This window comes from Acrocarpospora phusangensis (assembly GCF_016862995.1).
In the GTDB taxonomy this organism is placed as follows: Bacteria; Actinomycetota; Actinomycetes; order Streptosporangiales; family Streptosporangiaceae; genus Acrocarpospora; species Acrocarpospora phusangensis.
Genome location: NZ_BOOA01000038.1, coordinates 73,472 through 86,495 on the forward strand (window position 1 = coordinate 73,472; position 13,024 = coordinate 86,495).

The window sequence follows — 13,024 nt, forward strand, 5'->3', positions numbered from 1 at the left end:
AGGAGCACGCCATGTCACGGACTTGGCTGATCACTGGTGGTTCCCAGGGGCTGGGCAGGGCCCTGGTTCTTCAGGCTCTTGAGGACGGTGATCGAGTCGTCGTGACGTCCCGCAGGCCGGAGGCTCTGGCTGATCTGAAGGCGAAGTATCCGGAGCGGCTGGAGACCGTGGCGCTGGATGTCACGTCGCCGTCCGAGGCTCGGGGCGTGGTGGCGGCCGCAGTGGAGCGATTCGGCACCGTCGACGTCGTTGTGAACAACGCGGGTTACGCCACCAGCGGTTCGATCGAGGACTTCCCGGAGGACGAGTTCCGGGCGCAGGTCGAGGCGAACCTGTTCGGCGTGATCAACGTGACCCGGGCTGCCCTGCCCGTACTGCGTGGCCAGCGGTCCGGGCACATCGTGCAAATCTCGTCCATCGGCGGCCGGGTCGGCGGCACGCCCGGGCTCAGCGCCTACCAGACAGCAAAGTTCGGAGTCGAAGGCTTCTCCGAGGTGCTGGCGAACGAGGTGGCCCCGTTCGGCATCAAGGTGATCATCGTGGAGCCGGGCGGTATCCGCACCGGCTGGGCCGCCGGCGCCGCGAAGCCGTCCGGACCCATCGCTCCTGACTATCAGCAGACGGTCGGCGCATGGCTGGAGCAGTTTGCGGCCTACAGCGGCAACGAGCCCGGCGACCCCGCCCGAATGGCCCGGGCCGTCATCGCCGCCGTGGACGCGCCCGAGCCCCCGCGCCGGCTCCTGCTCGGCAGCGACGCCCTGGAAATCGCTGTCAGCGCGGAAAAGGCTCGCCTGGCCGAGGCCGACACATGGGCCGAAGCGAGCCGCTCCACCGACCACCAGACCGCGTAACGACCCTGCAGCTTCGCGTGCCGTCGGTCGCCTGCCCGACGGCACGCGGCCACGGGCCCGCCGACGTGGACGCGGCCGTTGCCGCGGCCCGCGAGGCCTTCGACCACGGCCTCTGGCCGCGCACCACGCCCGAGGAGCGGCAGGAGATCATCCGGCGCTACGACGCCCTGCGCACCGCCCGCGCCGACGAGGTCGCCGCGGCAATCTCCGTCGAGAACGGCTCGGCCGGCTGGTTCACCAAGGTCGGCCAGCTCTTCCTGACCCGCCAGGTCAACGCTTACCTCAAGGCGGCCGAGGAGTTCGGCTGGGAGGAGGTCATCGAACCCTCCGACCCGTCGGTGGCCTTCGACACCATCGTGCGGCGTGAGGCGATCAGCGTGGTCGCCGCGGTCATCCCGTGGAACTCGCCGTTCTCCGCCGCCACCGCCAAGCTGATCCCGGCCCTGCTGGCCGGCAACACGGTTGTTTTGAAGGTCTCCCCGGAGAACTCCCTCAGCATGATGCTGCTGGCGGACCTGTGGCACGAGGCCGGGCTTCCCGCGGGCGTGCTCAGCATCCTTCCCGCCGACCGCGAGACCGCGCCACGTAGGCGACCGCCTGCTCGGGGATCTCCGCACGGCCCGCCGGGAACCGGCCATGCACCGCATAGAAGCGCAGCAGCAGCGCGAACCCCAGCTTCGTCGCACCCCGCCGACCTGACAGCTGATCCAACTCCTCCCCGACCAGCGTCCAGTTCCCCACGAGCTCGTCCTCGTCCAGCACACGCACCACGCGGCATCCGGCTCTCTCACAAAGCGGGCAGCCAAGCCGCCGCAAACCCCACGAATCCGGTCCAATACTGGCCGCGTACGATTACCGATGCCCGACGATCGGGAAAGATCCCTCACCGCCATCTGAGCATCGGCACTGAGCTGGGCGGACTCAATCGCGTGTATCTGGTTGCACGAGTCTTACCGACACCCCGAGAAGCGCTGTCGGTCGCCACCATCGGCTTGACCCCGCCGTCCAGGTTCAGCAGCGCGTCCAGGATGTGCAGGGAGTCGCGCGGGGTGCCAGGGACGACCATCTGACCGATGCCCGCGACCTGGTCATTGACGGCGTTGAGCCAGCTATCGGCGCCCGGAGTCGCTCAGGGATCTTCCGTCGAGCCCTCGCCGCCGGCCATGATCACCGGCTTAGCGTTAACCGCTGTATCGATGTTCCCCGAGGCCGTGATCCGCAGTGTCAATCAGAGGCATTCAGCCGAAGCTCGGCGGCCACCGCGCGTTCACGCAGCGACGCCGCCTCCGCCCTGGCCTCTTCCAAGGCGATCCGAAGATCGGCCGTCCGAGCCCGCTCGACCGCCAGTTCCGCCCCCACGGCATCCCACTCGGCCGCCCGCTCCCGTTCCCTGGCCTGGGCTGTGTCCCGCTCGGCCAGCGCGCTCGCCACCCGCTCAGTAGCCGCCGCCTCCGCCGTACGCGCCCGCTCCTGCCCTTCCCGCTCCGCCTGCTTCCTCCCCAGTACGGCCTCCGCCACCTCCGCGACCGCCCGCGCCCGTCCGGCCTCGGCCGCCTCCGCCCGGCTCACCGCCCGATCCCGCTCCCCCTCAGCCGCCTCCGCCCGCGCCACCGCCCGCACCATCCCCTGCTCAGCGGCGACCAGTTCCACCCGCGCCCGCTCCATCTCCTCCGCCGCCCGCGCCGCCTCCGCCATCGCCCGCTCGGCCCGCTCCCCCTCCTGTACGGCCAGAGCCTGCGCCTCCCGCACCTCACCCGCGGCCCGCTCCACCCCTTCGGCAAGCTCCGCGACCGCCCGATCCCGGCCGGCCTCGGCCCTGTCCGCCCGGCGCGCCGCCTCCTCGGCCGCCTGCCGCGACACCCGCTCGGTGGCCGCCGCCTCCCGCAACGCCGCCAGCGCCTGCTCCCGCGCGTTCTCCGCGTCCACGAACGCGCTGTCGCGCTCCGCGTTCGCCTCCGCGACCAGCCGTTGCGCCTCGGCGGCTTCCTCGCGGGCTGATTCGGTTGCTTCACGCGAGAGCCGTACCTGCTCGAAGGCCTGTTCCCGCTCACTGCGCGCGACCGCGACCCGGGTGTGCGCCTCAGCCTGGATCGCGCTCAGCTTCGCCTCGACCCCCGCCGGGCTCAGCTCATCGGCCAGCACCTGAGCCAATGGCGCGATCGCCGCCGCCAGCCCCTTCTCCATGCGCTCATACAGCTCTTCGGCCCTGGCCAGCGTCCCGTCCAGCCCCGGCGTGGCCCGCCGCATCTCCCGCTCCCGCTTGGCCACCGCCTGACAATCCCCCTCCGGACAGTACTCCTTCGGCCTCCCCCGCCCGTTCCGCTGCTCGATCGCCGTCCCACAGTGCTTACACGTCGTCACCACAAGATCACCCTATCCGATTTTCCAGAAACAGAAAATCAAAAAAAGCGATCCGTTGCGTACAGACCTACTTGGGAGATCCCACATAATCCTCGTTATGAGGGATCTCTGAGATGCGGTCCTGCCAGCCCTGCGGGCGGTCGCCGACCAGGTGCCATCTGCCAGTTGATGTGAGGCACTGCCAGCGTTTCTGAGGCATCTCGCGGTTTCTGCCATATAAGTTGAGGCACCTTTATGGTTGGTGCTTCGGCGAGAGCAGGTGGCGGTGCACGCTGCGAGGGCGGCGTCCTCGGCGAGACCCGACGACGGGTTCGAGGTGCGGCACCAACCACCCGAACACTATGAATACGTCACGGGAATTCCGCATCCGAGGGGAGGGCGCCGAAGCACCCGCGACGATGCGTCGAGGATCAACAAGCTGGGCCGACGAGACAGTCTGCACAACTCCTGGACGCTGACATGACGGCATTGGATCTTCTCGTGATCGGTGGCAGCGGCCTTCTCGGCCGGGAAGTCACGCAGCAAGCACGGCGCGCGGGCGCCCGAGTCTTGGCAACGTTTCACCGCAACGAATCGGCTCTCCCCGCGATTGACTGGCGGCCACTCGACATCAGGCACCGCGACAACGTCACGGCGCTGGTCCAGCAGTCCCAACCCGCCGTGATCATCAACGCCGCGTATCAACAAGCCGACTGGGCGACCACCGCAGACGGCGCGACGCACGTCGCCGCGGCGGCAGCGGCGGTCGGAGCACGTCTGGTGCACGTGTCCAGCGACGCGGTGTTCTCCGGCCTGGCGGACCGCTACGACGAGACGTGCCCGCCTGATCCCACAACGCCCTATGGCGCCGCCAAGGCCGCAGCCGAGACCGCGATCAAGGGACTCGATCCTGGTGCCATCATCGCCAGGACCTCACTCATCATTGGAAACGGGAACTCTCAGCACGAGGCATTCGTGCACTCGCTCGCGTCCGGCACCACGGCCGGTGTCCTGTTCACCGACGACGTGCGATGCCCGATACACGTCACCGACCTCGCATCGGCGCTGCTGGAACTCGCCTGTTCCCCGCATTCCGGAATCCACCACATCGCCGGCACCGACGCTCTCACCCGTCACGAACTTGGAGTACTCATCGCCCGCCGCGACGGCCTCGACGCAGCCGACCTCCCCACCGGCCTCCGAGCCCGGACCGGCACACCAGGCCCCTCCAAGTACGCCTGGACTGCACCATGACCCAGTCGCGGCTGAACACCCGACTCCGAGGCGCACGCGAGTTCCTCACCACCACGCTCGATCACTGAGGAAATCGCGACTTGCCTCAACTTGAGTGGCAGAAGTCAGACAGCAGACTCTGCCACTGAATTCGTCAGATCACCACGACCCATAGACGGATCGTCATCGATCGGGCGCAATCTGTCAGGAGATCTAAGAAACAGCTCCTAGCCGAACCGACCAGGCGGCCTCCAGGCGCAACACCGCCTCCCGGACCTCCGCGCGGGTAGAGGGACGACCCGGGCGTTTGGACGGGTAGGTCCCCCAGCGCGTCACCAGGGCACGGTGCCAGCGCAGCAACGTCGCGGGGGTGACGAAGAAGACCTCCGACGATGAGCGGGGAAGCAGCCGCGACGGGGCCGCGAGCACGACCCGATCTCCAGGCTGAAGCTCGGGCCGGCTCACCTGACGACGCAGCACGGCGACCTGATGGCCAAGCACCACGATCTCGATCGCCTTGGCCCGATCACCCGGGCGATGACACTGACAGGAAGATTGCTTCCTGGATCATCGGTGATCGTTTCCCAGGCGGAGCGACCGCCCAAGTGTGGGTTCAGCGCGTGGCGTCGGGCATGCGCACCGTGGCGTAGGGGTGGGGTTCGTCGAACCATCCGCTGGTCAGCCTGGCTCCTGTGGTCTGATCGATGACCGCGAGCCAGGCCGCCTTCCAGTCGTAGTCGTCGCCGCGATCATCATCTTCCATGAAGAAGTCGGTCATCGCTGCCAGTTCAGGCCATCGGCTGATTCCCGGATGGTCGTCCGGATGCCCGGGGAAGAGCCCGTCGACGGCCAGGATGACCTTGCCTCCGGCCGCGAAGCTCAGCCGGTTGTGGGCGTTGACGTTCCACCAGGCGCTGTAGACCCGGGCGTCCTGGCTGAGCCGCCGGAGCACGGCGGGGACGGACCCGAGGAAGTCGAGCTCGAACAGGGTGGTGGCCGATCCGGACCAGTCGATGATCACGGGAGATTCGTCGCTGGCGAAAGGCCCAATGGCGCTGACCGGGGCCGGCTCGTGGAGTTGGTGTGGGGCGTCTCCGCTGAGGCGGGCGGCGACCTCCTCCAGGGTGAGTGTTCGCCCGTTGTCGGGGACGACCACGGTCCAGCACACGGCCACGCCCAGCCAGCGCTGGCTGCGGCGGAGTTGCCGGTAGTAGTCGTGCAGGTCGGCACTGGACAGCTGTCCGGTGGTCACGGGCGAGTCCTTTCGGTCAGCCGGTCGGCGGCGGGCAGATCTCCGAGATCTTTCTCCTCGTCGGCGAGTTGCCCAAATACATCCGGTTCGGTGAGCGGCCGCGCGGCCTCGAAGGCGGCGCCCGGTGAGGCGGAATGGCCGCAAAGGCCCTCGATCAGTGCTCACGCATCGGGATCTGGCATGCGTCGAACAGTATTCGAAATCGTCCGGTCGGTGTGCGCTATCCCTGTCCTGGCCGCCGTCCTGCTGATCTCGGCGGTCAAGCTGGCCACGAGGGCGGGCGAGGATGGCCAACGTCGCGGCTGGGCAGGACTCGTTACGCGCCGGCCTCTCCTGGACGCACCGCTGGCAGGAGCAGATGCTGTACCGAGCCGCATCGCGGTGGCGTACTTGACCATCTGGTCGTACCGGGCGGTCAGTGTCGGCTTGTGAGCAGATGCTCACCTCAGGATCACCTCGTGCAGGCGTCGTGCCTGGTGGAGTAGCTGGCTTGAGCCCTTGTGCGCGGCCAACTCCCCCAGTCCCGGTATCTCGCCGCTCGCCCCGGCCAGTTCCGCCGCCCGCACGGCGACCTTGAGCAGCTCGCCAAGCCCGGCTCTCGCCTTCTCACCGGGCCCGGGCAGCAGCAGCGGGATCGCCTCCGCCAGAGCTGACCACACCTCGGCGTGCGCCCCGGCCGAGGTGACCTCGTCGAGTACGCCGGTGACGCGGTTGAGCTTGACCTGATCGCCTCGGACCAGATGGCCGACGGCCCGCCCGAGGTCGGCCGCCGGCAGGTCGGCGTACGCGGCCAAGGTGATGATCGCGTCGGCGGCGAACGCCCGCTGGGCGGGGCGCGGATGTCCCATGCCGATGACGATCGTGCTCGCGGTCGCGAGGCCCGCGGGGCCGCCGGCGTGCGCCAGGGCGGCCACGACCTCAACCTGGCCGTCGGTGCTGTCCATGGCCCACGGCAGGCACGCGAGGACGTGGGCGGCGACGGCCTCACGGTGGGACGGCATGGCGGGCGGCCACCACACCATGTGCCGGGAGAAGAGGGGATAGTCGGGCTTGGGGTTCAAGGTCCAGAGTTCGGCGAGCTGTCCGGAGACCCCCTCGGGCGGCGTGAGGCTGGCATGGGCCTCCTGCCGCGACTCCCGGTAGGGCTCCGGGCGGTCGAACGTCAGAAGTTCCCACGTCACGACAGGTTCGGGCAGCCCGCCGTCGCGCAGGCAGGCGGCCAGCCGCCGCCCCGCCCGCGATGGCAGTTTCTCCGCCCGCACCACCAGCCCCGGATCGAAGTGGCGCGGCAACCGCAGCAGCGCCTGCAGGAAGTCGGCCTCCAGGGGCTCGGTGTCGCCCAGGTCCTCCATGCGCGCGACCAGGGTGTCGGTGTCGACGTGCCCGGTGGGCGAGGTCGGCGTGGCCAGCAGCACGGGGATCGACTCGCCCCGTTCGAACAGGGACATGACCTCGCGGAAGCGCCGCTGGACGAATCGCTGCAGGGTGGGTTCGGAGCTGGGCCAGTGGCTGCTCCCGTGCAGCGTCGTGGTCAGAACGCGACTGTCGGCGGGCGAGACGACGGCCAGCACGCAACGCGCCAGCAGGAACCGGATTTCCTCGTCGAAGCCGGAAATGCCATACGCGTAGGTGCGCGCGTCGAACGGATGCCGCCAGTTCGTCTGCCACCACGATTGCAGCCCCGCCACGACGGCGTCGCGGTCCTGGTGGGTCAGCCTGACCAGAGCGGCGAGGATACGTTCACACTGCGCTGGCACCTCCGGCCAGCGCGGTCGGGCCAGCTCGGCGGCCAGTTCCTCGACCGAGGCCAAGGGCGGGGCCATGGCGGGCAGCGGCGTGACAGTCAGCGTGGCGGCGGCCTCCGGCTGGATCTCCTGCACCGCGCCGAAGGCGCTGGCGACCCGTTCACGCAGGTCGCCGGGCAGTCCGGCGGCCGCCTCCCGGATCGTCTCCCGGTCGGGCTCAGCGGTGTGCGGGGCGAGCTTGATCGCGACACGCACCGCACGTTCGCGCAGGCCAGGCGTGTCCACGCCGAAGACGGGCGCGAGCGCGGCCACCGCGGGAGCGCCCCTTGACGGTGACGCGGCGGCGATCCACTTCACCGCGACCGCCACGTACTTCTTCTCCGGCCGGTACGCCAGCGCCTGCACCGCCTCCGCGAAGAGCTCCCCAGTCAGCGCCGACTCCGCCCTTCCCAGCTCCTCCACCGCGAGCTGCACGACCGGCGAGGACCCCGACGGCAGCATCCGTACGAAGTCGGCCACCGGGATCTCGGTCACCTCCGGCTCCAGCCGCCGCCACAGCGCGACGAACGGAGCCGCCTCGGCCGCGTCGACCCCGGCCAGGAACCGGCTCACGCATCCGTCGAGCAGCGCCTGACGCGGCACGCGGCCCGTCCCGGCCATCTCGACCAGCTGCCCGATGATGGTGTCGTCCTGTCGCCACTGCTGGTTCCAGGTCAGCCCGTCCGCCACGCCCTGAGCCTGGAACAGGCGTGGCAGCATGTGATCGAGCAGCCGATCGTCGGCGAGCACCGGGTTCAGGTACATCCTCAGCCGCTCGGCCTGACGCAACACCCACCCGGACACGAACGCGTCGTTCTCCGGCGGCTCCGCGCCCGTCTCGATCACCAGCGCCGCCGCCAGATCCCAGTTCTCCAGCGCCTGTACGCGTCGCCACGCCGAACCCGTGGTCGGCCGCAGCCGCCGCACCAGGCGTTGGGCCAGGTCACGCCGCCACGCCTCCGGCCGCTCGCCCAGCACGGCCATGACGCGCGCGGCGTCGGCCTCCGGCTCCACCGGTCGCAGCTCACGCCGGTTGAGCCAGCTCGCCACCTGCCCGGCCCCGCCCAGGCAGACCGCTCCGGCCAGCCGGTACAGGGGTGCCAGCTCGTGCACCCTCCACTCGGCCTCGAACCCGGAACGCCGACGTTCCCCCAGGTGGACGGGCAGATATCGGGCAACCTCCCGCTTGTCGTCGTCACCGAGACCGTTCAGGTATGCGACGAGGTTCACGACCGAGCCTGCCTCGATACGGTCGAGCAGCTCCTGGACGACGTTCATGCGGGTGCCTCACATGACATGGTGTCGATCATGGGCCGCAGCCTATTGACTCGCACCGACAATCAGGCATTGCCGCAGAGTGGCGGATCGCATTCGTTTCTGCCAATCGCACACCGTCACCGCTGCCGCCGACCCGAGTGGGGGCCTATTCGGCGGAACCGGCAGGTCATGGCTTCCTGACGGCTGACCGGGTGGTCAAACGCTTGAGAGCCTGCCAGGCACGTCAGGCAAGTAGACCCAGAGTGTGGTGGGCTGGCGCGAAGGCATTCGAGCGTGTGGAGAGGCGATCGATCGGCGATGGGCTGTTGCGATCAGGCGCCCTCGCGCACGATCTCGTCGATCAGCGAGGGATCCGCCGCGCCGCTCCCACTCACGTACCGGAGTGGGGCTTCGACCACCCACGCTGCCTCGTCCGCTGATCTTTCTGTTGGGACCTCTTATCGGGCGAGTTCCCGGCGAGCCCGATCACGCACGCGGTGGCCCCGGATGTGCGGGTTGAGGCGTCCGTAAATGTACTCAACGTAAGTGCCGAAACGTGCGGGATTGGCACTGAAAGCAACTCTTGCTCCACCTGCCCCGGGGTGTTAGCTTACAAACGTCCGCCCGTAATTTATCGGACGTCTTGGTGCGCCCCTTTCGCAACGGGAGCCGGCTTTGGTGCGGATTCTTTACTGGAATCTCCAGAAATTCTCGGGGCCCAAAATCAAAGGCATGGCCGGGGGCCCGGCGTTGATGGCCCAGGATCGCCTGAATCACATACTCGAGGTGATCACCCCCGGATGGCCGAAGGCCACGCGGGCGCCCGACATCATCGTCATCGTCGAGGTGTTCGCGGGCACCGCGGAAGTGCTGGACGGGGGCGTCGTCCTTCCCTCGGACTCCAATGCCGCGGGCGGCGTGCTCACCCTGCTCGAGGCGATTCGGCTGCGCCTGGGCCCGAACTGGTGGGTCGTCCCCCCGATACCGACGGGCTCGTACGGCAAACGCGAGGCCGTGGCGGTGTTCTACAACTCGGACAACCTGATCTTCGCTGGCCCGTACGTCTACGCGAAGGAGCCGGTCCCATGGAATCCCCTCAATAAGGCGCTACCGCCCACTCCGGTCAACCTCGGCAACATGGTGAAGTACGACTACGTCTGGACCCAATTCCTTCATCCGGACGATGACAACCGTAGATCGCCGGCGCCGGACGGGACGCTTGTTTATGAGAGTCAGTGGGCCGGCGACTGGCAGCATCTGCGCAATAACCAGCCAATGAACTTTCCTAATGCCAACGATCGGAAACCGTTCTTCGTGCGGTTCAGGGAGGTGCACGGCCCTCGTGTGATCAAGGTGTTCGGGGTGCACACCTCACCGACCGTGGCGGCCGGCGCCACCAGGCAGCTGGAATATATCCCTGACGTCGCCACGGTCGCCAACGACGAGGTCGCGGTCGTGGTCGGGGATTTCAACGTGGACCCCTTCTTCAGCAATTCGCTCATACCGAACCTCCCGCTCAACCATTTGGACAACCCCTACGAGGGACTGGTGAACACCCCCGGCATGGGTGGACTCGGCTACCGGATGGTGATCAACCCCTGCCCGCCCGGCTCGTTCGTGCCCCACCCGAACCGCATGCCGTACTGCCTGACGTTCCTGCTTCCCACCAACGTGGCCAGGCCTTTCAACGCGAACGGCGTGGCGCCGACCCCTCAGCAGAACGTGTATCCGCGGTTCGGATACCTCGGCTCTTACTACGCGTCCACGCAGACCGTCACCGACCAGGGCTGCTACGACAATGCATTCGTCAAGTACGGGCCCAATCTGAATCCCATCGCGTCGCACATGGCCACGATCGTCAACCCGGTGGTGGGCAAACCCTACGACAAGGCACCATTGCCGGCTGGAGTCACCGCCGACCTGACGGGCGGCTACCCGCAGCCTTCCTGGATCGCCCCGCCCATCCCGCAACCTGGTGGTATCAACCCGGGCCCGCTGATGAACGCGTTCGACGCCTACGGCAACTACTGGTTGATCCGCAGCGTCAGCGACCATCTCGCGCTCGCCTTCGACGTGTGACCGCCATGAGCCTCGACGATCTTCGCGCCGTGCTGCAGGCCCAGGCGGACGCCGCGCACGCGATCACCGTGACCGCGGCCACCCTCACGCGGGCGGGCCTGACCCCGCGCGACGGCCTCGATTTGCTCATCCGCTCCCGCCTGGTCCTCGGCACCACGGATCTGACGGTCGCCTTCACCGGCCAGATCCCCGCCCCGGCGGCCGACTCGCTGACCGTGACCGGCTCGGCGACGCTGCTCGGCGCCACCGACGCCGCGGTCACCGTCACGTTCCTCGCCGCCGAGAACGGGCCGGCCGACGTACGCGTCGCCATCGCGCTCCCCACGACCTGGACGCTCGGCACGGCGTTCCCCACGCTGGGCAGGGCGCCGTTCGACGGCCTCGCGCTGGCCGACATCTGGTACGTGCTGACCACGGCGCCGCAGGACGGCTTCACCTGGAACGGCGGCGTCCACCAGCTCATCCAGGGCGCGCAACTGCTGAGCCTGGTGACGCTCGGCGGGCCGCTCGCGGTGGTCGCCGCCCTGCTCGGCACCCCGCCCGGCCCGGCGCCGCTGACCGGCGCGGTGGAACCGTCGCAGACCGGCGGAACCCCCGCGCTGAACCTGACCGCTCCGCTCGCCGGCGCTGTCACGGTTCCGGGTTTCGCGCTCAGCGCCCCGCGGATCGAGCTGGCCACCGCCCCGGTGTCCGACCCGCGAGCCGGTCTGGGGACGTGGCTCGCGTTCGTGACCACCCTGGACGTCGACAACGCGCCGCTGTGCGACTTCAAGGCGATCATCAGCAGTGGCGGCGGCTTCCTGACGTTCGCCATGGAGGCGACGGGGGGCACGCCGGGCCGCACGCTCGACCCGGCGACGGTGGCGGCCCTCGTGCACACCGACTACCAGGTGCCGCCCGAGCTGCAGGCTCTCTTCCATGAGGTCACGCTCCGGGGACTGTCCGCCACGATCTCCACCGGCGCCTCGCCCGATCTGGTCGGCGTGTCGGCGAGCATCGGCTCGTCGGGGCCGTGGCAGTGGGGCCAGTTCACCCTGGACGACGTCAGCCTCGAACTGTCCGCCATGGCCCCGATCCCCGGCGGACCGGTGCGCATCCTGTTCACGGCCACGGTTTCCCTGTTCCCCGAGGTCTTCGGCGCCGGCAACACGTTCACGGTCGAGGCGGTCAAGGACGTCACCTCCGGCGACCTGGTCGTCAGCGCCGGCTTCGCCGGCGACATCGCGTTGTCCGCCCTCGTCAGCGGCCTGTCCCAGGGGCGGCTCTCCCTACCCAGCGGCTTCGACCTGCGGTTCGAGGAATTCGGCATCCAGCTGAACAAGCCGGAGAGCGGAGCCTCCACCTACTTCCTGTACGGCATGGCCTCGGCGTCGCTGGCCATCCCCGTCGTGGGCGCGCAGCTCGACTCAGATGTCCAGGTAACGGTGGATTCCGCGACGGACAGCTACCAGCTTGTCGGCAGCCTGCTGCTGGCCGGCAACGCGTTCGGCGTCACGGTGACCATCGCCGGCCAGGAGACGGCCGTCACCGGGAGCTGGCAGGCAAGCGGCCCGGCCGAGTACTTCGGGATCGACCTGCTGGCCAAGGCCTTCGGCGTCACGGCGCCGCCCGTCCCGCCCGCACTGGACCTCGGCTTGAAATCGGCCGAGCTCAGCTACGACTTCACGGACAAGATGCTCGCCCTGGAAGCCGAGTCGGTCACCTACGGCAAGGCCGCCTTCGTCGCCGGGCACGACGCGGCGGGCGGCGCGAGCTTCGTCTTCGGGCTGCTGCCCAGCGTCGCCGTGACGCTCGACCTGTCCACCATCGACGTGATCGGCAAGCTGGTCCCCTCGGGGGACGACATCATCTCGCTCTCCGGCCTGCGCATCGTCGCCACCAGCCCCACCCTGCCCGCGAACCCGCTGCCGCCGGACGCGCAGCAGGTCATCGGGCCGGTGGCCACCAGCGGCCTGATGATGTCCGCCGAACTGAGGGCGGGCTCCGCGAGCGACACGGTGACCGTCCAGTTCACCCACGACACCGCGGATACCACCCCCGCGGCGGCCCCCCAGGCCGGCGTCGCCCCCGCGCCGCAGGCGACCTGGATCAACGTGCAGCGCGCGTTCGGGCCGGTTCAGTTCGAGCGGATCGGCTTCACCATCACCCCGGAAACCGAGCTGGCGATCCTGTTCGACGCCTCGGTGTCGCTGGGCGGGCTGACCATCGGGCTGACCGGCCTGCAGGCC

Annotated in this window: 8 protein-coding genes and 2 pseudogenes; 5 read left to right on the top strand and 5 right to left on the bottom strand. The window is 69.0% G+C overall.

Annotated features, from left to right (window positions below; translation table 11 throughout):
• The first annotated feature begins 11 nt into the window (after positions 1-11).
• Together Aph01nite_RS22905 and Aph01nite_RS41625 are read left to right on the top strand one after the other, a co-directional pair.
• Positions 12-851, top strand: a complete 840-nt coding sequence (locus Aph01nite_RS22905; RefSeq protein WP_061298065.1) for an oxidoreductase — start codon at positions 12-14, stop codon at positions 849-851.
• Positions 809-1,369: pseudogene (locus tag Aph01nite_RS41625) on the top strand (aldehyde dehydrogenase family protein); the annotation flags it as partial. The gene Aph01nite_RS22905 and the pseudogene Aph01nite_RS41625, both read left to right, overlap by 43 nt.
• Positions 1,370-1,815: 446 nt before the next feature.
• On the opposite strand, the pseudogene Aph01nite_RS42680 reads toward Aph01nite_RS41625, so the two are convergent.
• Positions 1,816-1,962: pseudogene (locus Aph01nite_RS42680) on the bottom strand (Tn3 family transposase); the annotation flags it as partial.
• 113 nt (positions 1,963-2,075) lie between these two features.
• Entirely contained in the window at positions 2,076-3,119 is a 1,044-nt protein-coding gene (locus Aph01nite_RS22920; protein WP_204043012.1) for a hypothetical protein, read from the bottom strand.
• Between the two features lie 552 nt (positions 3,120-3,671).
• Between Aph01nite_RS22920 and Aph01nite_RS22925 the strand changes: the two genes are divergently transcribed.
• On the top strand, positions 3,672-4,445 hold the full coding sequence (locus Aph01nite_RS22925; RefSeq protein WP_239161890.1) for an SDR family oxidoreductase: 774 nt from the start codon (positions 3,672-3,674) through the stop codon (positions 4,443-4,445).
• Positions 4,446-4,637: 192 nt separating this feature from the next.
• On the opposite strand, the gene Aph01nite_RS22930 is transcribed toward Aph01nite_RS22925, so the two are convergent.
• The 3 genes from Aph01nite_RS22930 to Aph01nite_RS22940 form a co-directional block, all read right to left on the bottom strand.
• Positions 4,638-4,928, bottom strand: coding sequence for a hypothetical protein (locus Aph01nite_RS22930; protein WP_204043013.1), 291 nt, complete (start codon positions 4,926-4,928; stop codon positions 4,638-4,640).
• A 109-nt stretch (positions 4,929-5,037) separates the two neighbouring features.
• Complete coding sequence (locus Aph01nite_RS22935; RefSeq protein WP_204043014.1) at positions 5,038-5,676, bottom strand: DUF6461 domain-containing protein; 639 nt, start codon at positions 5,674-5,676, stop codon at positions 5,038-5,040.
• A gap of 440 nt (positions 5,677-6,116) precedes the next feature.
• On the bottom strand, positions 6,117-8,738 hold the full coding sequence (locus tag Aph01nite_RS22940) for a DUF6493 family protein (RefSeq protein WP_204043015.1): 2,622 nt from the start codon (positions 8,736-8,738) through the stop codon (positions 6,117-6,119).
• Positions 8,739-9,392: 654 nt separating this feature from the next.
• Here Aph01nite_RS22940 and Aph01nite_RS22945 point away from each other — a divergent pair.
• Both Aph01nite_RS22945 and Aph01nite_RS22950 read left to right on the top strand, forming a co-directional pair.
• Positions 9,393-10,796: a hypothetical protein gene (locus Aph01nite_RS22945; protein WP_204043016.1), complete on the top strand. Its 1,404-nt coding sequence runs from the start codon at positions 9,393-9,395 to the stop codon at positions 10,794-10,796.
• The coding region (locus Aph01nite_RS22950; RefSeq protein WP_204043017.1) for a hypothetical protein at positions 10,793-13,024 on the top strand (2,232 nt) is incomplete at its 3' end. The genes Aph01nite_RS22945 and Aph01nite_RS22950, both read left to right, overlap by 4 nt.

Excerpts from the sequence above, each read along its gene's own strand:
- Aph01nite_RS22940 (WP_204043015.1), bottom strand. The coding sequence starts at position 8,738 with ATGAACGTCGTCCAGGAGCTGCTCGACCGTATCGAGGCAGGCTCGGTC.
- Aph01nite_RS22905 (WP_061298065.1), top strand. The coding sequence starts at position 12 with ATGTCACGGACTTGGCTGATCACTGGTGGTTCCCAGGGGCTGGGCAGG.
- Aph01nite_RS22925 (WP_239161890.1), top strand. The coding sequence starts at position 3,672 with ATGACGGCATTGGATCTTCTCGTGATCGGTGGCAGCGGCCTTCTCGGC.